Genomic DNA, 21,036 nt, shown 5'->3' with positions numbered 1-21,036 from the left:
CGTGACTTTTCCCGGGCCGGAGGCGGTTCCGGGTCGGCGTGACTTTTCCCGGGCCGGAGGCGGTTCCGGGTCGGCGTGACTTTTCCCGGGCCGGAGGCGATCCGGTCCGGGAGAGTCCTTCCGCGGAGGGCGTTTCGGTCAGGCGGCCTGGTCGGCGGCTTTGAGTGAGGCGATCAGCTGGCTGCGGGCACGGGCCACGCGGGAGCGCACCGTGCCGATCGGGCATCCGATCATCGCGGCGGCCTCGGCGTACGGCAGGCCCATGAGCTGGGTGAGCATGAACGCCTCGCGCCGTTCGCGCGGCACCCTGGCCAGGAGGTCGGCCAGGGCCACGCCGTCCTCGCAGCCCGGCAGCCCCCGGGGCTGGCACCGCTCGGCCGTCGCCTGCCAGTCGGCGAGGTCGGCGACGACCGGGCGGGAGGCGGCGGAGCGGAACCGGTCGACGACGACCCTCCGGGCGATGGACAGCAGCCAGGTGCGGGCCGATGACCGCCCGGCGAACCCGGGCAGACTCCGCAGGACGCGTACGAAGGTCTCCTGGGTGAGGTCTTCCGCCGAGTGGGCGCCGGCCAGGTAGGCGATGAATCTCCGTACGTCGGTGTACACCGCGCCGGTGAAGGCCGCGACGTCCGCGGGGGCTCCTTCGCGCGCGGCCAGGGCGAGCACCGTCAAATGGTCGTCGGAGTGCGCGGCGGGGGTGTCACTGTGGGGGGCGCGGTGATCGCGTATGACAGAACTCATGATGATCGTTCCTTGTGTCGCAGAACAGAGTGGATTGCCTGGTGGGTGGTGGGGCGGGTCATCTGGGGCTCTGACGGGAACCTCGGCGGGTCGGTGAGCGACTGTCTGATGCGCGGTCCCTGGGCGGACCCTGTCGGCGGAGGGAGAAGGCGATGCGGCCGGAACGACCGAGACGACCCGGAGGCGATCGGGGCGGAGAACGACAGGTCACCGTTCTGCTCACCACGGCCATGGGCGTGTCGATGCTTCAGCTCTTCCTGATCGGCGCGCTCGGTCCCCGCCTGGTCGGGGAGGCGGGTGTCTCCCGCACCGTGATCGGCCTGACCACGACCGCCGGATTCGGGGTGGCCGCGCTCCTGTCGCTCACCGCCGGTCGCTGGGTGGATCGGCTGGGGGCCCGCCGCTGCCTGGTCGCCCTGCTGTCGCTGGCCGCGCTGGCGCTGGCGCTGATCGGTTCCGCCTCGGGCGCGCCGATGCTGCTGGCGGCGGTGGCGCTGGGCGGCCTCCCGCAGGCGCTGGCCAACCCCGCCACCAACAAGGTCATCCTGGCCACGGTCGGACCGGAGAGACGGGGCGCGGTCACCGGCTGGAAACAGTCCGGGGTGCAGCTCGGCGCCTTCGCGGCGGGGCTGCCGCTGGCTGCGCTGGCGGCCTGGACGGGATGGCGCGGTGCCGTCTGGACGGCGGCCGTGATCGCCGTTCTCGTCGCCTGCTGGGCCGTACGGGCGCTGCCACCCGACGCCGCGGTCTCTGCGGGTCCGCCGCCGGGTGACGTGCCGCGTGCCGGTGTCGGCCGGTTGGCGCTGTTCTCCTTTCTCCTCGGTTGCGGGATCGCCGCGGTGAACACCTATCTGGCGCTCTTCGGCGCCGAACGGCTGGGACTGGGGCCGGTCGTGGCGGCGTGGCTGGTCGCGACCCTGGGCGTCACCGGGGTGGCGGGCCGGGTCGGCTGGTCGCGGCGGGCGGGACGTCTTGGCCGGGCCGAGGTGCTCCTCGCCCCGCTCGCGGCGGGGGCCTGCGGGGCGGTCCTGCTGTTCGGGGCGGCGCCGGGGTTTCCGGCCCTGGTCTGGGTGGGCGCGGCGGCCGTCGGGGCCTTCGCCGTCGCGGCCAACGCGGTCACCATGGTCTCGGTGATCAAGCGCGCCGACCCTCGCCGCGCCGGCCGTGACTCCGCGCTCGTCTCGGCGGGTTTCTTCGCCGGTTTCGCCGCCGGGCCGCCGCTGTTCGCGGTCCTCGTCGAGGCCGGGGGGTACGGGCCGGGCTGGGTGCTGGTGGCCGTCGAGTTCGCCGCGGCGGCCGTGGTCGCGGCACCGCTCAGGCTCCGGGCCGGGGCGCCCCGATGAGCTGGGCCGAGCGGGCGCTGGGGGAGCTGCTGGAACGGGCCGGGGCGGTCGAGGCGCGGCTGGAGGGGCGGTGGCCGCTGTACGCGGACGCCGCCTCGGGTCACTGGACGACCACCGCTCGCGGGTCATGGACCGGTGGTTTCTGGGCGGGGCTGCTCTGGTTGAGAGCGGTCATGGGCGGGAGTCCGGCCGATCGGGCCACCGCGGCCGGCCGCACCGCGGCGCTCGCCCCGTGGCTCCAGGCCGACACCGCGACCCGGGGTCTGATCCTCTGGTACGGCACCGCGTTCGGCGCCCTGGCGGGGGACGCCTCGGCGGTGGCGCTGCGCGACCGCGCGGCCCGGACCTGCCTGGACGCCTACGACCCCGCGCTGGGCCTGGTGCCGTGGGGCGGCGCGTTCGGCGGCCCCCGGGAGCTGGCGCGGGTCGACGGGCTGCCCGGCCTGCTGCGGCTTCTGCGCCTGGCCGGGCCCGATGGAGAGGGCGCGGCCCGGAGCCAGCTCGATCGGCAACTCGGGCTGACGACGGGGGAGCGGGAGCTTCCTCCGGCCTGGCGGGCGCTGCCGGGCGGTGCCTGGGAGCCGTATCCCGACCCTCCGCCGGGCTGGAGCCGTACGGTCGGCTGGCTGTCGCTGGCGGTCGCCGACACCGGTGACGGCGACCGGAGGAGAGCAGTGCTCGCCCATCCCCGGGTGGCGGCCCGGTTCGCCGCCGGTTCGCCCGCCGTCCCCCTTGTACGGCCCGGCGGCCCGCCGGACACCTCGGCCGCCGCGATCGAGGCCCTCGCCGCTCTCAAACTGGCCGCGTGGACGGGGTGGGACTCCCGGTCGGCCGGGCGGGGTGGGGCCGCCCCGCTGTTTGACCGGGCCGCCGGTGTGCTCCGCGAGCTGGTCACGGAGCATCTGCGTGGGGGGCGTCTGCTGGACGGCTGCTATGACGCGGACCATGGTGTGGCCACCCGCCACGAGCTGGTGTGGGGCGACTTCTTCCTGGCGGTGGGGCTCGCTGTTCTCACTTCGGCGATCGATCCTTTCGCCTGCTGAGCGTCGTGGTCAGGGCGTGGGCGACCGCCCGGTCCGGGTGGCCGGGCAGGCGAGGGCAGCGCCAGGCGACGTGGTCGTCGGGCCGGATCAGTACGGCGCCGTCGGCCGCGAGGCCGTACGCGGCGGCGATCTCCGCGTCGCCCACGTGCGCCAGCAGCGGCACGTCCGGCACGTCCGGGACCTTCGCCGCGGCCTCTCGCCAGGCCGTTCCGTCCGGCCCGGTGAGCAGGGTGAAGCCGGTGCCGACAAGGTCGAGGGTGGAGAGCGCGCGTCCGTCCTGGCGGGTCCAGAGGTGGGGGGCACGGTGGCCGGGACGGGCCGCGGGCCGGTAGACGGAGACCGGGTCCGGAGGGCCTGTGGGGGGAGTGCCGTCGGGGATCACGGCCGCGCCCGGACGGTCGTAGGCGTAGCCCAGGACGAGCCCGTCGCTGGGCCGGGGGCCGTTCGGGCCCGCGACGACGGCGGTGGAGTCCAGCGCCGCGAGCAGGCTGCGGCGGCTCTCGGCCACCGTGTCGGCTCCGACCGGCCGCCGCTCGGCCTGGTAGGAGTCGAGCAGGCCGGGGCCGGCCCAGCCGTGCAGGACGGCGGCGAGCTTCCAGGCGAGGTTGTCGGCATCCTGGATGCCGCAGTTCATGCCGAACCCGCCGTAAGGGGTCATGGGGTGTGCCGCATCCCCGGCCAGGAAGATCCGCCCGGCCCGGTAACGGTCGGCCAGCAGCGCGGCGGCGGTCCACTCCCGGATCCCGACCACCTCGACGTCGAGTCCCGGTACGGCCGCCGCCTCCCGGATCAGGGCGGCGCAGTCGTCGAGGGTCAGGCCGTCGACGGTGCGCCGTGCGGGGTCGTGGACGAGGTTGAACAGCCACCGGCGCCGGTTGTCCACGGTCATGAACGTCCCGGTCAGCGTGGGGGTGGCGATGCTGTAGATCAGGCTGAGCCGGTCGTCGACGTGTGGGCGGAGGTCGGCCTCGAAGAGGATGTTGAGGTTGCGGCTGAGCGCGACATCCCCGGACATGGCGATGCCGAGTTCGCGCCGTACGGAGCTGCCGGCGCCGTCGGCGGCGATGGCGTAGGCGGCGCGGACCGTCGACACCTCGCCGTCCGGGGCCCGCAGCCGTGCGGTCACCCCTTGGCCGTCCTGTTCCAGCCCGGTCAGCTCCTGGCCGAAGTGCACCCATCCGGGGCCGAGCGACTCGGCGTACTCGCGCAGCAGCGGCTCCAGGACGTCCTGGGAGCAGACCACGGTGAAGGCGGGACTGAGGGCCGCTCGCGCCGGGTCGGGCGGATTGCCGTTACGGACGTAGTCGGCGCAGGTCAGCGAGGTGCCGAAGAAGAAGTGCAGGCTCTCCTCGCGGGGCACTCCGGCCGCAGCCACGGCCTCCTCCAGGCCGTAGCGGCGCAGCACCTCCATGGTCCGGACACTGAGCGCCCGGCCCTTGGGAAAGGCCGAGGCGGCGGAGTGCCGTTCCACCAGCAGAGAGGGCACGCCGAAACGTGACAGGGCGATGGACGCGCACAGGCCGACCGGTCCGCCGCCGACGATGAGCACGGGAATGTCCACGGATATTCCTCCTGGACAAGAAAGGGCGCGATGGAGGGGAGGGAGAAGGGCGGGGCGGTTCTGGGGCGCCCCGCGAGGTCGGCCGGTGTGAGGTAGGTCAGCTCAGAGGTCAGCCGAGGGCGGCGATGATGGCGTCGGCGTTGGCCCGGTACATGGCGATCAGGTCCATCTCCCGGCCGGGGAAGTTGTCGATGACCACGCGCCTGGCCTCGACGCCCGCGAGGGCGTCCCCGCCGGGCATGGCCGAGTTGTCCAGCACCAGCCGGGGCTTCTTGGCGGCCAGTTCGGAGATCTGACCGGCGGTGGGCGGCTGCGGGCCGTACACTGCCGCGGGCCGCGTTCCGGTCAGGTCGACGGCCCAGGCGACAAACGCCTGCGCCACGATCACCGGCGCGGTGCCCTTGGTGGCGCCGGTGACCTTCTTCTTCAACGCGGCGTACTCGGTGTCGAAGGTCGCGGTCCACGCCTTGGCCGCCTCCGCGGTGCCGAACTCCCCGCCCAGCCGCGCGACCTCCGCCCTGACCTTGTCGGGCGTGTTGTCGAGGGACACCTCGATCAGCTTCGCCTTGGATCCGGCGGCCTCCTTGAGCTTGCCGGCGAAGCCCTCGAAGGCGGCGTACAGCACCACATCGGCCTCGGCGACCTTGACCAGGTCGGAGGGCTTGGGGTCGTAGTCCGGGGCGTGGTGCACGCCGGGCGGCACGATCACCGTGATGTCGGTCGCGCCCGCGGCCCTGGCGAACCCCGCCTCCCAGGCGGAGGCGGCGACCACCTTCAGGCCCTTCGGCCCCTCCTTGGAGGTCGGGGACTCGTTCTGCTCGGTGCCCCCGCAGGCGGCCATGGTCACGGTGGCGATGACGGCCACGGCGGTGAGACGGAGCCGGCGCATTCTGATCATTTCGCGAGAACCCTTTCTGGGGTCGGGTGGAGGAGGTCTTCCGGAATCGAGTGGAGAAGGAGGGTGCAGACCCCGCCGACCAGCACCAGCACCGGGCCGGGGGGAAAGTCGAGGAGCAGGGCGAGAAGGAAGCCGCCGAGGTTGAAGGCCAGCCCGAAGACGACCGACCAGCCGACCATCGCCGGGAGTGAACGGCCGACCCGGCGGGCGGCCAGGGCGGGCAGCAGGGTGAGCGCGTCGACCAGCAGCGCCCCGGTCAGCCGGATGGCCGAGGCGATGGCCACCGCGATCACCACCAGCAGGATCAGGGTGAGCCGTTCCACCGCCACTCCCGAGCAGACGGCCAGCTCCCGGTCGTGCAGGAGCAGCGCCAGGTCCCTGCGGCGCATGCCGTACAGGACGGGAACGATCACCGCCAGCGCGGCGAGCGCGACCACGTCACCGGGGCGGGTGGCCAGGATCGACCCCCAGAGCAGCTCGAACGCCCCGTTGGCGTTCACCCCGGAGATCGACAGCACCAGCAGCGCCGCCGCGACGGCCAGCGTCATCAGCAGGCCCATCGCGCCCGACAGGCCGGTGCTGCTGCGGGCCAGCGGGGTGAGCGCACCCCCGGTGAGCCCGCAGAGCACCAGGGCGCAGAGCAGGGGGTCCAGCCCGGTCAGCAGGCCGATCGCGATGCCGAGCAGCGCGACGTGCATCATCGCGAAGCGGACCGGCATGATGTCCAGTCCCACGATGAACACCCCGACGATCGGCAGCGCCACCGAGCCGAGCAGCAGCGCCAGCAGGGCCAGCCGTACCGAGGGGATCTCCATCAGTGTCCAGATCGAGTTCACCGGACCTCCCGCAGCCGTCCGGCGGCCATCTCGGCCACCCGCCCGCAGGACTGGGTGACGGCCCGGTCGTGGGTGACCACCACCACGCTCACCGGCAGCCCGGCCAGCACCGCCGCCACCTGCTCCTGGCCGGCGAAGTCCAGTGCCGCGGTCGGCTCGTCCGCCAGGAGCAGGCCCGCCCCCGCCGCGACCTGCCCAAGGGCCCGCGCCAGGTACGCCCGCTGTAGCTGGCCACCCGACAGGGTGCCGAGCGGGCGTTCCAGCAGTTCGGCCACGCCCAGCTCCTCGGCGGCGGCCAGGGCCCGCTCGGTGTGGTGACCGCTGGCCAGCAGTTCGCGCACCAGCAGCGGAAAGCGCCCGGCCGCCTGCCGCTGCGGGATCCAGGCGACCTCCGCGCGGCGGCGGGCCCAGTCGGCGGCGCCGCGTGCCTGCCGGCCCGCGACCTCGATCACGCCGGACACCTCACGGTGCAGGCCGAGAACCGCGCGCAGCAGCGTGCTCTTGCCGGAGCCGTTGGTACCGGTGATCGCCAGATGCTCACCGGGGGCGACCGTCAGGTCCACCCGGTCCACCGCGATGAGCCGGCCATGCCGGCAGCTCACGGCCGACAGCCGCAGGCCGGCGGCGCGCGCGGGGGAACCGGCGCGGGAGCCGGAGCGGAAGCCGGGCGGGGAACCGGGCTCGGGGCCGGGGAGGGGGTCGGTGGAGGAGGTGGGGGGATCCAGGGGGTTGAGGGGGTCGGGGAGGGAAAGGGCCATGGGCATACTCCGGCCGGGGACGGGGTGGCGTGGTGACGATCGGGAGGACTCGGTCCACCCGGCCGACGGGCCGACGTTCGAGTGATCAGGGCGACGTCCGGATAAGCGGGGCGACGCCCTTCACCGCCTGTGAGAACGGGCCGGTCCTGTTCTCCGGCCGCAGGGGAGGGCCGCCTCCGGTTCCGTGCGCCGGAGCACACCGCGTCCGGAGCACACCGCGTCCGGTCCCCGCCCGCGTCCGTTCATCGTCCGCCGGAACGGACGTGGGCGACGGAGCCCGGCCCGAGCCGCGCTACGCGAGGGCGGCGGCTCGGGCGGTGCGGAGAGCCGGACCGGAGGCCCCGGGGAGGGTCACTCCGTGCCGGTCGTCCGGGGCCGGTGTGTCTTCCGCCTCCGGAGGAGGACGGCCAGGCCGATCACCACCAACGCGGCGAGCCCACCCCAGATCAGCCCCGGAACGCCGCCCGAGGTGTTCTGGTCGTCGGTCGCCGAGACGGGGGCGGGCGAAGCCGGGGCGGCCGGACTGGTCGGTGGAGCGGCCGGTGCGGTGGGGGTGGTGGGGGTGGTGGGGGTGGTGGACGGCGTCGCCGGGCCGGTGAGGGTGAAGGGGATCTCCCCCTCGATCGGGTGACCGTCGGAGGAGACCACCCGCCAGGCGGCCACGTACTTACCCGGCGGCAGCACTCCGATGATCTTCGAGGTCACCTTGGCCCCGTCGGCGTGGGGCTTGCCGACGGTCACCAGCGTGCCACCAGCCTCCCGCAGGGCGATCGCGGGGAACCGTACGTGGGCGGTGAACTCCAACTCGATCCGCTCGATGGACGAGACCTTGGCGTCCGTGGCCGGAGAACTGCTCTTCAACCGGTCATGGGCGAGCGCGGCGGGCGCGGTCAGCATGAGGAACAGTCCGCAGCAGAGCGTCGCCAGCACCGTTCGGTGCATGAATCGTGGCAAATGTGCCATTTGGACTCCAGAGGAGACTCCCGAGCCGCGCTCCTGGCGCGGCCGGGCAAGGCTGGAAGGGCGCTTCCGCGGTATGAGCGGGCGCCAGGTCGCGGGGGCACACCGGCCTTCCGGACCCTCCAGGTCTCTCAGCCGGCGCGGTTCGGCGCGGGCGGACCACGTCTGCGGAGCGCCGGGGAGATCTCCCAGCCGCCGTACGGCCGGACATCGGAGGCCGGTACGGTCTGCCAGATCGGCCGTGGTGTCTCGACAACGCCGAAAACGACCATCCGGATCAGCGGAATCCGCCTGCCGTACAGCCGGATCATGAGCCAGAGCGCGCTCTCGCCGCGGTGCAGCCACCACCCCGTCAGCAACGCCACCACGAGGTGAATCACCGTCATGCCCAGACCGGGATGGCCGTGATCGGCGGAGACCGCCGTGTGCGGTGCCGGCGCGGCCAGGCTGAACAGCTCGTGCAGCAGAATCTGCGCGGCGACGGTCGTGGGAAGCACGACCTCCAGCCCGCGTTCGCGCCCGTTGAGCGCATAGGCCAGGCAGAAGGCGACCACCGCGCCGAGCACACCCAGGTGCGCGGGGACCAGCCCGCCACCGGCCAAGGCGTGGCCACCGCCGGTGACCACGAGGCACAACGTCGCGAAGACGAGTGCTCGCGGCAGGCGAAACGCCGACGCCATTGGGGTCACAGGCGCCATCCTTTCAGCCGGCCCGTCCGGAGAGAAGACCGCATCCCGATAGGTCGCCTCACCGGTGTCGGCGGATCCTCCTGGCGGTGAGCGCCTGTCGGGAGGTCTTCCCGGTGGTGAACACCTGTCGGGAGGTCTTCTCGGTCGGCGAGGGGAACGGCGACGGCGGAGACAGTGTTCGGTGGAGATCCGGGGCTGGGCGGAGGCCTGGGGTTGGGCGGGAACGTTCCGGATATGTGGCGGGAACGTGATGGAGACGGGCGGGACGCGGCGGAGGCGCCAGGGCGGTATGACGCGTATGTGGTGGGAATTTCGACGGCCGTGCGATTTTTTCGCTGCTCACTTGGGATGACATATCTCCATATGTCGGGTGAAACATAACTTGCCATCAATTGCACTACCTTGTAATCAACCAATCGCCATACGTAACGTTCGTGATGGCCGTTAGCGAGGTGTCAGCCCGCGCGGTTCTTGGCTCCCTTCTCCCCACCCACACCAGGAGGCGTCATGTCCGACAACCCCACGAGCCCCATCGTCCGCAACGCCGCGCCGATTCAGACCTCCACCATCTGGGGGTCCGACCGCTTTCTGGTCAGCACCCCCGACACCTGGGTGAACCTTCCCGGCGCCACGATCCCCCAGCAGGTGGGACAGGGCACCCCGAGCTTCGGCGCGCTGTACGTCGCGGTCTTCTCGGCGGAGTCCCTGGTGAAGGTGCAGGGGGACAACGGCGTCTGCTGGCTGGACATCACCTTCGGCGGCCAGAACCCCCACCCGATCAGTGACAACCACCGCTTCGACTCCTCCATCGACATGGGCACCGAGTGGAGGAGTATCACCACGACGCGGATCATGGAGGTTCCGCCGACCATTCCCGTGGTCAACGCGACGGCTCAGGTGCGGGTGCAGTACGCGGGCGGCACGCTCGTCGAGTGCGGGTTGCAGAACTGGGTGCTCACGCTCTTCCGCTACGCCTGAGCCCGGGGCGTGCCGGTCCGGCGCCTCCGCCGGCACTCCAGGATCACGGTGGCTCTCGGGGCACCTGCCGCCGATCACCGGCCCGTCGCACCGCTCACGGTGAGCCGGCGCGCTACCCGGAATGAGATGGCCTGTCAGGAGGTGCCGGTGCCCCAGGGGAGGTGATCTCAGAGATCGCCTTCCGCGTGGGCAGCGGTCATGTCGTACGGCCTCCGCCCGATCGTTCGTCCGATCGGGCGGAGGCCGTACCCGGTTTCATGGGAAAGGCCGTATTCGGTTGGTGAGGGCGGCCGGTCCGCGGGGTGGTGGTCACCGGTGGCGAGGGCGGGGGGTTATAGGTGTCTTCTGGTGGTTGGGGGAGATAGTGGCTGGTGGGAGCGGGGGAGTCGATGGGCGACTGTTACACGGTCGCCGGACGGCTGAGAAGTCTTCCTTCTAACGTCGTTGACGTGCCAGGGCAGAGTGCCGGGGCGAGGAGGACACATGCGAAGGATCATCACCGTGGCGGTCGCGGTGCTCGGCGTGGCGACGGCGGCCTGCGGGGCGGGGACGGGAACAGTGACGGCGACGGGGACGGGGACGGGGACGGGGACGGGGACGGCCGAGGAGACGCCCCGGGCCGTGGAGCAGGTCTATGTGATCAATCTCCACGGGGCCGAGGACGGCCGGGCCGACCAGCGTCCGGAGAACCTGGTCGTGTCGGAGTTCAGTTCGCTGCGGAAGGTCGGCTGGAGGACCTGGGGGCCGGACGGCGCCGTCGGCACCGGCGGGCTGAGCGGGACATGGTGCCTGCCCGCCTGCCAGAAGACGCCCTACACCGCGACGGTCACCCTCGGCGGCGTCAAAAAGGTGCGGGGTAAGAACTACTTCACCACGTTCAGCATCGACGGCGACTTCACCAAGCCGCGGGAGACGGCGGACACGCTGACCGGCAACCTGCCGATGCCCTGACCGCGGGACTCCGGCGCTCAGGGCGACGGCAGGTTGTCGCGTAGCCTCCAGGCGATGAGGAACGGTATGAGGCGAGCAGTCACTGTCTGCGCCGCGGCCCTGGTGGCGGCGGGGTGCGGGGCCGACGGCGGCGTACGGGTCGAGGGCCCGGCGCCGCCGTCCGAGTCGCCCCGGGGACCGGTCTACGTGGTCGCCTACATGGGCGATCCGCTGCAGCGGCCGAGCAGGTTCGCGCTGGACGAGTTCAACGCCATGGCGAGGATCCGCTGGGAGTCCTGGGGCGGCGGGAGCGCGGTGGGGACGGGCGAGCTCAGCGGCATGTGGTGCCTGCCCGAGTGCATGGCGGAGCCCTACCGGGCGACGATCACCCTCAGCGGCCTCACCTGGCGTGAACGCGCCGGATACTACGGCCGCTTCACGGTGCGGGCCGAGGGCCTGCCCGCCGACAGGGCCGGGGAACTGACCGATCGGCGACTTACGACACCGGAGCCCTGAGACATGATCGATGTGCTGCTCGTCGAGGACGACCCGGTGATCCGTGAGGCCACGGGGATGGCCCTGGAGCTGTACGGCATGCGGGTGCGGACCGCGCCCGACGGGCTGAGCGGCCTGTCGGCGTTCCGGTCCAGGTCTCCGGACGTGGCGCTGCTGGACGTGATGCTCCCGCATCTGGACGGGGTCAGCCTGGCCCGGCGGATCCGGGAGGCGGGCGAGGTCCCGATCATCATGATCTCCGCCAGGTCCGACGCGATCGATGTGATCAACGCGCTGGAGGCCGGGGCCGACGACTACGTGACCAAGCCCTTCGACACCGCCGTGCTCCACGCCCGGATCCGCGCCGTGCTCCGCCGCGCCGCCGTACCCGAGCGGGAGGACGGCACGCTCTCGTTCGGCGACCTCACGATCGACGCGGAGTCCCTGGAGGTACGGCTGCGCGGCGAGCGGGTGGGGCTGACACCGACCGAGCTCAGGCTCCTGCTGGAGTTCGCCGCCGCACCCGGGGTCGTGCTCTCCAGGGACACCCTGCTCCAGCGTGTCTGGGACTACGCCTGGGAGGGTGACACCCGGGTCGTCGACGTGCACGTCCAGCGGCTCCGGGCCAAGATCGGCAACGACCGGATCGAGACCGTGCGCGGTTTCGGCTACAAGCTGCGGAGGTAGCCGTGGGCCTGCGCGTGAAGCTCAGCCTGGTCATCGCGGGGATGTCGGTGTTCGTCGCCGCGGTCCTCGGCCTGCTGGTCCACACCCGTACGGCCGCCGTGACGCTGGACGCCGCCCGGCGTGCCCTGGACGCCGAGTTGACGACCACCCTGCTCCGCCACCAGGAGGGTCAGGACACCCCGCTGGGCACCGGGCCGCCGCCCGCGCCGCTGGCCGAGGCGGTCGGCCGGGGGACGCGCGCCACCTATCTGGCGGACGGCACCGTGCTGTGGGCGGCCACCGTGGCCGGTGGGGAGGTGCTCTGGCTCCGCCGGTCCTACGCGCCGGAGAACGCCCAGCTCGCCCGGCTCGACTGGATCCTTCTCCGGTCCGGGGCGGCGGCGGCCGTACTCGCCTCCGGGGTGGGGTTCGCGGTCGCCGGGGGGCTCAGCCGCAGAATCCGCACGGTGGCCAGGACGGCCGCGCGCATCACCGAGGGGGACCTGTCCGCCCGGGTCGGGGCCCGGGGACGGGACGAGGTCGCGGCGGTGGGGGCCGCGCTGGACAAGATGGCCGACACGCTGCGGGCCAGGCTGGAGGCCGAGCGGCGGGTCACCGCGGACATCGCCCACGAGTTGCGCACGCCCGTCGCCGGTCTGGTCACGGCGGCCGGGCTGCTGCCGCCCGGACGTCCCGCCGAGCTCGTCCGGGACAGCGCGGCGACGCTGCGCCGCCTGATCGAGGACGTGCTGGAGGTGGCCCGGCTGGACTCCTCGGCCGAGACGCCGGTCAGGGAGGCGCGTCCGGCCGGGGTACTGGCCCGGCGGGCGGTCGCGGCGTCGGGGGTGCCGGGGGTGGAGGTGGTGGTCGCCGGGGACGCCGAGGTGGAGACCGATCCGCGCCGGGTCGAGCGGATCCTCGCCAACCTGGTCACCAACGCGGCCAGACACGGCACCCCGCCGGTCCTGGTCACGGTGGAGGGAGCCGTCGTCACGGTCAGGGATCACGGGCCGGGCTTCCCCGAGGAGATGCTGGCGACCCTGCGCGAGTACGGCCCGCAGCGGTTCGGCGTCGGCTCGGCCGCGCGCGGCGTCGGCGTCGGTCTCGGCCTGACCATCGCCGCGGGACAGGCCCGTGCCCTCGACGCGGACCTCACCTTCGGCAACGCCTCCGACGGCGGCGCCGTGGTCCGGCTGGACCTGGGTCACGGGAAACGATGACGCCGGAGCTCCCGCCGGGCCGCATCGGCCGAGCCCGGGGCCGCCGAGCCGTATCGGCCGGGCCGTACCCGATGAGGGGCCGGCCCTCGTCGCTCTCCCTTGGCGTGCGCCGGGATCACTTCACCGTGACATCCAGAAATATCGGTCTCTTCCCGGCGAACATCGGGGCTCCATCCTCGTTGGTCATCTTCCAGTAGATCTTGCATCTGCCCGGGGTGTCGGCGGCGCGGACACGCACCGCTATGTCGACCGACTCGCCCGGAGCGGTCGATGGGATCGGCACCCGCCGAGGGGCGTGGCACGGCCCGCCGTCGACCTGGGTGAGATAACGCCTGTACCACGGGGTGGCTCCCGTGTTGCGGATCCTCCACACCTTGGTGAAGCGCGTTCCCGGCTTCACCACGGTTCCGTCCGGATAGGTGACGTCGCCCTCGAACGTGGAGTCGTCGCGCGGCAGGGCGGCCTGTGTCCGGGTGACGTTCGGACGTGGCCCGCTCTCCTCGCCTCCGGCCGTGGGCGACAGGACCACGATGAGGGTGCCCGCGGCGACGGCGACCACGGCGGACAGCGCGACGAGGACGGCCGGCCTCCGGATGCGCGGCGGTTTCCCGGCGTGTGGCGGTTGCCTGACGTGCGGCGGTTTTCCGGCGTGGAACGGTTGCCGGACGTGTGGCGGTTTTCCGATGTGTGGCGTCTCCGCGTCCCGCTCCGGCCGGCGCTCCTCGGCGCCGGAGGTCTTCTGGCCGACGGGGTCGGCGTTCCTGGCCTGTTCCCAGTGCCCCCGCCACTCGCGTTCGGCCTCCGCCGCGTCCCGTCCCAGCCGGTCGACCGCCAGGACCCGGACGAACTCCCACGTCGTCTCCCAGCTCGGCAGCGCGCGTCCCCGGGCGGCGGCGGCCAGCGACGACTTCGAGGCGGCCGCGCCCAGACGGGATGACATCTCCGCGAAGGAGGGATCGCCCGCCTGCTCCTTGAGATCCCAGAGCCGGTGCGCGAGCAGTGCCACCGGGCCGGACTCCGGATCGGGCCGGACCGGTCTGCGGCCTCGCCGTGTCCCCGAGTCCCCCTCATGTGGCTCCGGCGATTCCGCCATCCCTCACCCACCCTGGTCGGCACCGCTGTCCGGCTGCGCGCGTGGACCTCGGTGCGGCCCTTCCGGCAACACGTCTCAAACTTGAGAAGGTTACCTGAAGTCATCAGGGAAGGTCATTTCCCAGGGGGTCTGCCACCTCACAATTGTAGAGACCGGGAAAACCTCGGACAGGGATTGGGAGACCCGGAGGAGAAGCGGGATTCCGCCGCCCGAGTCGTCCCTCCACCCGTTTCGAGGCCGTCATGGCGGTGGCTGGATCCCGCTGTTACGGCGGGACCCGCCCCCGTTCCGCCATGACGGCCGACGACGGGGTCAGGGTTTTTCCAATCGTCGCCTCACGCCTCGAAAAGCGATCTGGAAACCTCGCGGAGCCCAGATTTCTCGCGGTCGCCGACCGGAGGCGGATATCGCGGGAATCCGTTGAGATCGGCGGTGCGGGAGGTGTTCGCCACTATGTCCGGCCGCTGTGATCGGCGGCAAGGGAAATTCGCCGGATCTCCGTCCAGACATTGTCCAGAGCCCTTTGGACAACAGAAGGCGCAGGTCGGGGCAGTGCCGGTAGGCGGCTCTCGCCATCCCCGGACATGCTTCCGCTCCGGTGTCTTCTTCCACGGGGGCGGGACACCTGCTGGGCGCCGCGACGACCTGACGGCTAAGGGATCGGGTCGATCTCCACGTCGGCCGCGAGGGCTCGCAGCGGGAAGGGGTTGCCCGTCACGATGGGCAGTCCGCGCCGCCTGGCCGCGTGCACGACCGACGCCGCGGTGAGCGCCTCGGCCGCGTACGGCCCGGCGATCTTGAGGATTGCCGCGATGGACGGCGCGGAGTTCGCGGTGAGGTCGTCGACGACCCGCACCTCCAGGGCGAGCAGCGTGTCCAGGATCGGCACCGCGGGCGCGGGGATCTGCGCGAGCGCGGCGGTCAGTGCGGGAACCGGGATGATCAGGGGGGCGACGTCGGATATGCGGCTCCAGATGACCGCCTCGACGTAGCGCGTCCTACGGGTCGCGAAGTCGACGAGCGCGGTCGTGTCGAGCACGCGGCCGATCACGGAGCGGCGGTGAGACGAGCCTCGAACACGCGGTCGCGCTCCTCGACGAGCGCCAGCATCTCCGGATCGGGTTCGCCGAGCAGTGCGCGCAGCTTGGCCAGCGCGGCATCTCGCGCCTCCGGCGTCATGGTGGGGATCTCGACGGCGTCCATAGTCGAAGGGTACCCGGCGCGTCTACCACCTCACAGGAAAGCACCGTTCTTTCGGCCGCCGGGACGCCGGCCTGCGGTGAGACCTCGAATCGGCGTCCGGGCCGCTCTCGGCGCTCACGTTCACCGGGGTTCCACGAATGTCGCGGGAGCGGTTCCGGGGCCGGGCGGCGGGACGGCCGCGTCCGTGCCGGTGCACGTCTACCCTTTGGGGCGGGAGGCGCGCTCTCCATTGATTCATCACCACAGGGGGTAGGGACCATGGCACGTACCGCGTCGCGGGGTAAAACTCGCGGCACCTACTCTCCCGCGGAGACCCGGCGGGCGCTGCTGGCGGGTGCGCTGCGACTTTTCGAGCTTCACGGCTACCACGCGACGTCCGTCGAGGACATCGTGACGGACGCCGGTGTGACCAAAGGGGCTCTGTATCACCACTTCTCCGGCAAGGAGGAGATTCTCCTGCGGTTGCAGGAGGAGTACATCGACGACCGGCTCCGGAGCTTCGGGCGCGTTCTTGAGTCGTTCGAGTCTCCGGTGGACCGGCTGCGGCAGCTCATCCTTGAGTCGCTGGTCGCTATCGACCAGTTTCATGCACATGTCGCGATTTTTAGTCAGGAGTGGCGTTTTCTGACGGAAGAGCGTTTTGCCGCCATCAAGAGGAAGCGCGACGAGCTGGACGCGAAGTACGAGGCGGTAATCCGCCAGGGCATCGAGGAGGGCGTCTTCAACCCGGCCCTGCAGCCGCGCATCGTCAGCGTCGGCATCCTCGGAATGCTGACCTCGGCCCACAACTGGTACCGCCCGGACGGTCCGCTGACCGTCGCGGAGGTGGCCGACCAGTTCGCTGAGCTGGTCCTCCAGGGGCTGGTCTCACCGGTGAGCCGGATCCCGTCCGACCACTGAGGTCCCGGACGGCCGGTGTCCGAGCGGGCCGGCGGATGTCTCCAGCCCTCGCCCGCCACGGTCACCACGTGGTGAGGTGAGAAACCGCGCCCGGGTCGGTCCCGGGCGCGGCGGTGGGGCGGCGGTGCGGTGACTACGGGGCCCAGCTGACCACGTCGACGGTGTCGTTGTTGGCCGCGGGCTCCTCCAGCGAGCCACCGGCGTTCAGAGTGCGGGTGACCCCCGTCTCGGTGTCGGTCAGCCGGGCCGCGGAGGCGGTGTTGTTGACCCAGGAGGAGATGTTGTCGGCCGCGGTGTTGTTGCCGCCCTGGCCGCCCGCCAGGGGCAGCTTGCTGAGGTTGATGATGTAGCCGGCGCCGATGCCGTAGGCCGGCCCCCTGCGCCGGTAGTCGCGGTACAGGCACAGCGTCGCGGGCGGGCACGCCTCGCTGTCGGCGAGCTTGACCACTCCCGGAGGTGCCGCCGCCTGCGGGGTGACGGCGGCGTGGGCGGTGGTGATGGTCCACGGCAAGACGACAGCGGTCGCGGCCACGGCCAGGGCGGCCGCCGTGCGCGCGAGGTGGGGGCGCTGCGTGATCTTACGCATGACGTTCCTCTCCGTTGCTGATCACTCACGGATTGTGAGTGGGCAGGTGAAGTAGAACACCGCTACTTTGAGTAGTCAATGGTTGCCTTAAGGAATCATCGCCGGATAGTGGCACCGCCTCGTGGGTGTGGCCCGGACATTCGCCCGCTGCTCCCCTGGTCCGGCTCCCGCCTCCTCGCGGGCCATGGTCATGGTCCGCCCCGCTCTCCGGGTGAGGCCCCGGAGCGCCGCCGGTGGCCGGGGGCTCTCGCCTGACGTGAGGTGAGGCGCCTACGCCCTGCGTCGCAGGAGAAGCCGCCATCCGGCGTAGGCGAGGCCGAGGACGAGGACGGCTCCCCCCGAATAGATCCAGGGGGAGACCGGCACGGTGGGGGAGGCGTCGGCCGGGGGCCGGGAGGCGGCCGGCTGCGGGCGGGTGGCCGTACCGAGCGCCGACAGGAGTTCGGCGGTGAGTGGTTCTCCGTTCTGGAGCCCGTCCTCGGCGCGCAGCGGGCCCTCCCCCGGGCGGACCGGTTGGTTGCCGTCGCAGAGCGAGGTGTGCAGCGGGACGCCCGGGTCGGGGTCGAACATGCCGGACTTCCGGTCGGAGGCGAACACCAGATACCGGGAGCCGACGGCGAAGGCGTAGCCGCAGGCCGCGCTGTCGGCGTTGGTGACCACCCGGTACTCGGCGCCCGTCCCGCCCTTGTAGACCTGGTCGGCGCGGAAGGTGTGGACGATCGGCGGGTTGGGGCCGAGGGGGTCGCCCTTGACCTGGTGGGAGGCGACCACTGTCCCGGTGAAGACGGCGGTCGCCTGCTTGACCTGTTCCGCGGGTTTGAGCGGTGCGCAGCTGCAGGCGCACGCCGTACCGGGGGTGATCGCGACGGTGGCGACCAGTAGCAGCAGAACGACGAGAACCCGAGACCTCATGCCCCCATCACGTATCCCATCGCGCGGTGGTTCGCGCGACCCGCGCCCCGTTCCCGGCGTGGCGGGCTCGTACGGCGTGCCGCCGGTGTCCGCCGCGTCGGCCGCGGCCCGTGTGGGGCCGGGGCGGCGTCCGGGATGGGCCGGGACGACCCCCGTTGACGTGCGGGGATGGATCTGGACGGAGGGGAGTCGCCGTCCCGGCGCGGGACGGGCTCGCCAAAGGCGCGGGATCGGGGTGTACTGGGACGGCGGGGGTGAGCCGGGCAGTCCGTACCCGCACGGCACGGGAGGGTGCGGCTGCCACGAGGTTTCCTGAGGAGTCTGTTCGTTGGCCCGGACACATCTCGCTGAGGAAACGCTGAGGGGGTCTCCCCGGGAGACCCCCTCATGTGCCTCTCGGCGATCAGGGAATGACGGGCCGGTTCCCCAGCAGTTCGTCGGAGAGATACTTGTCGCGGCCCGAGCCGGGGAGGATGAGGGTGCCGAAGTGTTCTCGCACCTTCTGCTCCCACCACTTCTCCGCGATCAACTGCTTCAGGATCGCGTTGAGCTCGCCCGCGTCGATGTAGGGATGGCGGGGGTGGAGCCCGATCCCCCACTCCTCCGAGGAGGGCGGGCCGTCGATGAGCTTGAGCCTCTCCGCGCCGGGGTCGACCTTGCCCGCCGAGACCACAAGAATGGCCCTGTCGGTGGAGACTGCCTCTATGCCGTCCTTGGCGATGATCTCTTCGATGCCCCGCTGGTAGTCGTACAGGCTCTTGTTTTTCTCGTTTTTGGCCCAGCGCTCTCCGAAGCGGGTCTTCAGCCGCTCGTAGGGGGTGGAGTCTTCCCTGTACCCCAGTCTGACGTTCCGTATGTCGTCGAAGTGTTTGAGGTCGTGCCTGTCCGCACGGACCAGGACGGCCTGCTCGGTGATCAGGTAGGGGCCGGCGAACAGCATCCTGTCGCGACGCCGTTCGGTTATCGAATAGGTGCCCATCAGCATGTCCACCTGCTGGGGGTCGTCTGCCCGATAGGGCCTGAGGAGCATCTGCTCCCTGCCCTCGAACCCCTTCGTCCACAGATTCTCGTCGGGTTCTATGACCTTCGGCGAGCTCAGTATGCCGTATTTCTCACTCAGCCTGAGGGTTATCTCGTTGATCAGGGCCTTCTCGAACTGGTAGATCCTATCGTCGCTGGCTTTCCGGCCGAGACTGACCCGCAGGAGCCGCCCGCGGTTCTCGGCGGTCCTTCCCCGCTTGATCATCGGTACGCTCAGGGGAGGTGGGGTGGCCGCGACGAGTGCCGGTGTGCCGAGACCGGAGACGGGCGCCGCCTGGCGGCCGGCCTCGGTAAAGGGCTGGTTGTGAAAGATGATCTCGCCGGGGTTGATCAGCAGATCGAAGTTCTTGTTTCTGGCTTGCGGGGTGCGGGAGGGAAAGGTGACGGTGCAGTCGAAGCCGATGACGACCTCCAGATCCCTCAGGTCGGAGGGAAGCGTTCCCAGAGCGATGTCCTGTAGCTGTACGGCCTTCTGGGCACGGTTGAGCGACCGGCTCTCCCCCTTCAGGTCCCTTCCGTCGCGGGGGACGACCCTGTAGGTGATGTTGCCGTAGTAGCTGTAGTTCGAGAGCCGTTCGGTGCGGCTGTGACTCAGATACAGGATCACGTCCATGTACCACGGCTGCTTGGAGCCGGCGAGTTTGCCGATGACCTCCTCGTCCAGCTCGTTCACCGCGATGGAGTACGTGGTCTCCAGCTTCGCCTGACCGTCCTGGTCGTCTGAAGAGTCGGCCGGCTCGTGCCGCAGAGAGCCCCCCAGGGTACGAACGATCATGATTTCGATGGGTGGGGGTGAGTCCGAGACCTGGCGGTAGGTCTCGGCGGCGATGACACCGCCGATCGCCGCCAGCCCGCCCGTCCATCGCCAGAATCCTCGACGGGACATCGGCGGTGATGGAGACGGTGTCGCGGACGGTGATGGTGACGGTGGGAGCGTAGGCGGGGTCGCGGACGGGGGTGGCGGCGGAGGCGGAGACGGGGACACGGGCGGAGGAGCGGTGGTGATCTCCTGGTACGCCCTGCCCCAACGCCGCGCCTCGATCCGGGGCAGGCCGCAGGCCGCCGCGAAGGCCTCCACGATGGCGGCGTCCAGCGGCGCGTTGCCCCGCATCTTGTTGTTCAGCGTGGTCCGGGAGAGATGGGAGTAAGGGAAGACATGAGGGGAGTGCCCCTGCTTCGAGGGGTTCGACCGTCTGTCGAGCGTCTCGTAGGACAGGCGGAGCACTCTGTCGCGCATCTCGTCCATGAGAAGGCGGAGGCCTTTCAGGTCCTCGGCCCTGCCGGGGTCGGGGAAGGTCCCGGTGATGTCGGGAAAGCAACCGATGACACGCCACTTCCGCTCCCTGGCGGCCTTTTCCCACCCGCTGAGCCAGCCGCTGGTCGTCTCCCCGCAGGCGTGCGCGTACACGGCGGTCACCTCCCAGGAGAGCAACTCCCGCGCCCAGACCCGCTCGATGGTCTCCCTCAGCAGGCCGGTCCGCTCCACCAGGATGTCCAGGGCCTCCCGGCCCTGGACACCTTGAGGCCGCAGACCAGCCAGATCGTGTAAAAATCGCTCCGACTCACTGGTCATGATCGTCTCGTCTGATTCAGTGCCGACCGGCCGTCACCTGGTGAAGGCGAGGCGACGGGCGATCTCGGCGGCGGCCAGGCCCACGACCAGCACCCCGTTGGCCGCCTCCGGCAGGGGGTAGCCCCGCTGGATCAGCAGGTAGACGAAGACGACCACCACGATCAGCACCAGCGTGGTCCACCGGGTGAGCGGCCGTGGGGCCGGCGACCGCCCGGTGGTCGTGATCGACGTGGCGGTCACGGAGCCCCGGCCGCCCCGGCGGCTGTTTCGGGAGGAACTTTGCGTCATTGAAACCCCTTTTCCTGAATTGAGGTTCGTTGGCCCGGACAGAGATCACTTTTGGTGGGTGATCTGCCTACATGTTTGTACGTCGCTCGCTTAATCACCAGTCTCCGAGCCGTCCACGCCGCCCCGGGATATCCCGGAACAACCCGAAAAGTGCGTGGATATTGTTATGCCGTATCCCGGATGGATCTGGCATGGGCTCTCGAATTCGGATTTCCAGGATCATCAAGGCCGGACCATGCGCCAAACGCCCTTTGGGCGGGCGGGGCCGGAGAAGGTCCCCCGCTCCCCGCCGGGCTCTCCACGTTCGAGGAGCCGCGTCCGG

General features: G+C 71.2%; 22 protein-coding genes. 8 read left to right on the top strand and 14 right to left on the bottom strand.

From position 1 onward, the window contains the following. Nucleotides 1–138: 138 nt before the first annotated feature. Nucleotides 139–741, bottom strand: coding sequence for a sigma-70 family RNA polymerase sigma factor (locus tag ACWEF2_RS22275; protein WP_453818005.1), 603 nt, complete (start codon nt 739–741; stop codon nt 139–141). A 152-nt stretch (nt 742–893) separates the two neighbouring features. On the opposite strand from ACWEF2_RS22275, the gene ACWEF2_RS22270 reads away from it, so the two are divergent. After that, nucleotides 894–2,084, top strand: a complete 1,191-nt coding sequence (locus tag ACWEF2_RS22270; RefSeq protein WP_453818003.1) for an MFS transporter — start codon at nt 894–896, stop codon at nt 2,082–2,084. Continuing rightward, nucleotides 2,081–3,127, top strand: coding sequence for a hypothetical protein (locus tag ACWEF2_RS22265; RefSeq protein ID WP_453818001.1), 1,047 nt, complete (start codon nt 2,081–2,083; stop codon nt 3,125–3,127). Before ACWEF2_RS22270 ends, ACWEF2_RS22265 begins: the two co-directional genes overlap by 4 nt. Here ACWEF2_RS22265 and ACWEF2_RS22260 read toward each other — a convergent pair. From ACWEF2_RS22260 to ACWEF2_RS22235, 6 genes are all read right to left on the bottom strand, one after another. Continuing rightward, nucleotides 3,096–4,688, bottom strand: a complete 1,593-nt coding sequence (locus tag ACWEF2_RS22260; RefSeq protein WP_453817999.1) for an FAD-dependent monooxygenase — start codon at nt 4,686–4,688, stop codon at nt 3,096–3,098. The two genes, ACWEF2_RS22265 and ACWEF2_RS22260, sit on opposite strands and share 32 nt — an antisense overlap. Nucleotides 4,689–4,797: 109 nt before the next feature. Continuing rightward, nucleotides 4,798–5,586 (bottom strand): metal ABC transporter solute-binding protein, Zn/Mn family, encoded by a 789-nt coding sequence (locus ACWEF2_RS22255; RefSeq protein WP_453817997.1) that lies wholly within the window; start codon nt 5,584–5,586, stop codon nt 4,798–4,800. Next, complete coding sequence (locus tag ACWEF2_RS22250; protein WP_453817995.1) at nt 5,583–6,422, bottom strand: metal ABC transporter permease; 840 nt, start codon at nt 6,420–6,422, stop codon at nt 5,583–5,585. The genes ACWEF2_RS22255 and ACWEF2_RS22250 overlap by 4 nt, the downstream gene beginning before the upstream one ends. Then, nucleotides 6,419–7,180 carry a metal ABC transporter ATP-binding protein gene (locus ACWEF2_RS22245; RefSeq protein ID WP_453817993.1) on the bottom strand — a complete coding sequence of 254 codons (762 nt, stop codon included), beginning with the start codon at nt 7,178–7,180 and terminating at the stop codon, nt 6,419–6,421. Before ACWEF2_RS22245 ends, ACWEF2_RS22250 begins: the two co-directional genes overlap by 4 nt. A gap of 351 nt (nt 7,181–7,531) precedes the next feature. Continuing rightward, entirely contained in the window at nt 7,532–8,143 is a 612-nt protein-coding gene (locus tag ACWEF2_RS22240; RefSeq protein WP_453817991.1) for a copper resistance CopC family protein, read from the bottom strand. A gap of 128 nt (nt 8,144–8,271) precedes the next feature. Then, complete coding sequence (locus ACWEF2_RS22235; protein ID WP_453817990.1) at nt 8,272–8,829, bottom strand: hypothetical protein; 558 nt, start codon at nt 8,827–8,829, stop codon at nt 8,272–8,274. A gap of 507 nt (nt 8,830–9,336) precedes the next feature. On the opposite strand from ACWEF2_RS22235, the gene ACWEF2_RS22230 reads away from it, so the two are divergent. The 5 genes from ACWEF2_RS22230 (at nt 9,337) to ACWEF2_RS22210 (ending at nt 13,118) form a co-directional block, all read left to right on the top strand. Next, nucleotides 9,337–9,807: a hypothetical protein gene (locus tag ACWEF2_RS22230; RefSeq protein ID WP_355597675.1), complete on the top strand. Its 471-nt coding sequence runs from the start codon at nt 9,337–9,339 to the stop codon at nt 9,805–9,807. 483 nt (nt 9,808–10,290) lie between these two features. Continuing rightward, nucleotides 10,291–10,758, top strand: coding sequence for a hypothetical protein (locus ACWEF2_RS22225; protein ID WP_453817988.1), 468 nt, complete (start codon nt 10,291–10,293; stop codon nt 10,756–10,758). A 66-nt stretch (nt 10,759–10,824) separates the two neighbouring features. Beyond that, nucleotides 10,825–11,253 (top strand): hypothetical protein, encoded by a 429-nt coding sequence (locus ACWEF2_RS22220; RefSeq protein WP_453817986.1) that lies wholly within the window; start codon nt 10,825–10,827, stop codon nt 11,251–11,253. A 3-nt stretch (nt 11,254–11,256) separates the two neighbouring features. Beyond that, the gene (gene cseB, locus ACWEF2_RS22215; protein ID WP_453817984.1) at nt 11,257–11,919 is read left to right on the top strand and encodes a two-component system response regulator CseB; all 663 of its coding nucleotides are present in this window, start codon (nt 11,257–11,259) and stop codon (nt 11,917–11,919) included. 2 nt (nt 11,920–11,921) lie between these two features. Further along, nucleotides 11,922–13,118, top strand: coding sequence for a HAMP domain-containing sensor histidine kinase (locus ACWEF2_RS22210; RefSeq protein WP_453817982.1), 1,197 nt, complete (start codon nt 11,922–11,924; stop codon nt 13,116–13,118). A 115-nt stretch (nt 13,119–13,233) separates the two neighbouring features. Here the strand turns inward: ACWEF2_RS22210 and ACWEF2_RS22205 are convergent, their stop codons facing one another. The 3 genes from ACWEF2_RS22205 to ACWEF2_RS22195 all read right to left on the bottom strand — a co-directional run bounded on the left by ACWEF2_RS22205 (nt 13,234) and on the right by ACWEF2_RS22195 (nt 15,414). Continuing rightward, the gene (locus ACWEF2_RS22205; RefSeq protein ID WP_453817980.1) at nt 13,234–14,124 is read right to left on the bottom strand and encodes an NBR1-Ig-like domain-containing protein; all 891 of its coding nucleotides are present in this window, start codon (nt 14,122–14,124) and stop codon (nt 13,234–13,236) included. Between the two features lie 739 nt (nt 14,125–14,863). Continuing rightward, nucleotides 14,864–15,250 (bottom strand): hypothetical protein, encoded by a 387-nt coding sequence (locus ACWEF2_RS22200; protein ID WP_453817978.1) that lies wholly within the window; start codon nt 15,248–15,250, stop codon nt 14,864–14,866. 8 nt (nt 15,251–15,258) lie between these two features. Beyond that, nucleotides 15,259–15,414: a hypothetical protein gene (locus tag ACWEF2_RS22195; protein WP_453817976.1), complete on the bottom strand. Its 156-nt coding sequence runs from the start codon at nt 15,412–15,414 to the stop codon at nt 15,259–15,261. A 258-nt stretch (nt 15,415–15,672) separates the two neighbouring features. Here ACWEF2_RS22195 and ACWEF2_RS22190 point away from each other — a divergent pair, with 258 nt between their 5' ends. Then, the gene (locus ACWEF2_RS22190) at nt 15,673–16,314 is read left to right on the top strand and encodes a TetR family transcriptional regulator (RefSeq protein WP_453817974.1); all 642 of its coding nucleotides are present in this window, start codon (nt 15,673–15,675) and stop codon (nt 16,312–16,314) included. 133 nt (nt 16,315–16,447) lie between these two features. On the opposite strand, the gene ACWEF2_RS22185 is transcribed toward ACWEF2_RS22190, so the two are convergent. The 4 genes from ACWEF2_RS22185 to ACWEF2_RS22170 all read right to left on the bottom strand — a co-directional run bounded on the left by ACWEF2_RS22185 (nt 16,448) and on the right by ACWEF2_RS22170 (nt 20,714). Then, nucleotides 16,448–16,900 (bottom strand): peptidase inhibitor family I36 protein, encoded by a 453-nt coding sequence (locus tag ACWEF2_RS22185; RefSeq protein WP_453817973.1) that lies wholly within the window; start codon nt 16,898–16,900, stop codon nt 16,448–16,450. 270 nt (nt 16,901–17,170) lie between these two features. Continuing rightward, a complete protein-coding gene (locus ACWEF2_RS22180) occupies nt 17,171–17,812 on the bottom strand; it encodes a hypothetical protein (protein ID WP_453817971.1) in 642 nt (213 codons plus the stop codon). A gap of 403 nt (nt 17,813–18,215) precedes the next feature. Further along, nucleotides 18,216–20,426 (bottom strand): substrate-binding periplasmic protein, encoded by a 2,211-nt coding sequence (locus tag ACWEF2_RS22175; RefSeq protein WP_453817969.1) that lies wholly within the window; start codon nt 20,424–20,426, stop codon nt 18,216–18,218. 33 nt (nt 20,427–20,459) lie between these two features. Further along, nucleotides 20,460–20,714, bottom strand: coding sequence for a hypothetical protein (locus ACWEF2_RS22170; protein ID WP_453817967.1), 255 nt, complete (start codon nt 20,712–20,714; stop codon nt 20,460–20,462). Between the last annotated feature and the right edge of the window lie 322 nt (nt 20,715–21,036).

This window comes from Streptosporangium sp. NPDC004631, from assembly GCF_053601935.1.
The sequence above is the reverse complement of the archived record's forward strand: the minus strand, read 5'-3'. Positions and strand labels throughout refer to the sequence as shown.

Coding starts and splice junctions, on each gene's coding strand:
- ACWEF2_RS22275 (WP_453818005.1), bottom strand. CDS start 741: ATGAGTTCTGTCATACGCGATCACCGCGCCCCCCACAGTGACACCCCC.
- ACWEF2_RS22170 (WP_453817967.1), bottom strand. CDS start 20,714: ATGACGCAAAGTTCCTCCCGAAACAGCCGCCGGGGCGGCCGGGGCTCC.
- ACWEF2_RS22190 (WP_453817974.1), top strand. CDS start 15,673: ATGGCACGTACCGCGTCGCGGGGTAAAACTCGCGGCACCTACTCTCCC.
- ACWEF2_RS22265 (WP_453818001.1), top strand. CDS start 2,081: ATGAGCTGGGCCGAGCGGGCGCTGGGGGAGCTGCTGGAACGGGCCGGG.
- ACWEF2_RS22270 (WP_453818003.1), top strand. CDS start 894: ATGCGGCCGGAACGACCGAGACGACCCGGAGGCGATCGGGGCGGAGAA.
- ACWEF2_RS22220 (WP_453817986.1), top strand. CDS start 10,825: ATGAGGCGAGCAGTCACTGTCTGCGCCGCGGCCCTGGTGGCGGCGGGG.
- ACWEF2_RS22225 (WP_453817988.1), top strand. CDS start 10,291: ATGCGAAGGATCATCACCGTGGCGGTCGCGGTGCTCGGCGTGGCGACG.
- ACWEF2_RS22185 (WP_453817973.1), bottom strand. CDS start 16,900: ATGCGTAAGATCACGCAGCGCCCCCACCTCGCGCGCACGGCGGCCGCC.
- ACWEF2_RS22195 (WP_453817976.1), bottom strand. CDS start 15,414: ATGGACGCCGTCGAGATCCCCACCATGACGCCGGAGGCGCGAGATGCC.
- ACWEF2_RS22245 (WP_453817993.1), bottom strand. CDS start 7,180: ATGGCCCTTTCCCTCCCCGACCCCCTCAACCCCCTGGATCCCCCCACC.
- ACWEF2_RS22240 (WP_453817991.1), bottom strand. CDS start 8,143: ATGGCACATTTGCCACGATTCATGCACCGAACGGTGCTGGCGACGCTC.
- cseB (WP_453817984.1), top strand. CDS start 11,257: ATGATCGATGTGCTGCTCGTCGAGGACGACCCGGTGATCCGTGAGGCC.
- ACWEF2_RS22180 (WP_453817971.1), bottom strand. CDS start 17,812: ATGAGGTCTCGGGTTCTCGTCGTTCTGCTGCTACTGGTCGCCACCGTC.
- ACWEF2_RS22255 (WP_453817997.1), bottom strand. CDS start 5,586: ATGATCAGAATGCGCCGGCTCCGTCTCACCGCCGTGGCCGTCATCGCC.
- ACWEF2_RS22175 (WP_453817969.1), bottom strand. CDS start 20,426: ATGACCAGTGAGTCGGAGCGATTTTTACACGATCTGGCTGGTCTGCGG.
- ACWEF2_RS22230 (WP_355597675.1), top strand. CDS start 9,337: ATGTCCGACAACCCCACGAGCCCCATCGTCCGCAACGCCGCGCCGATT.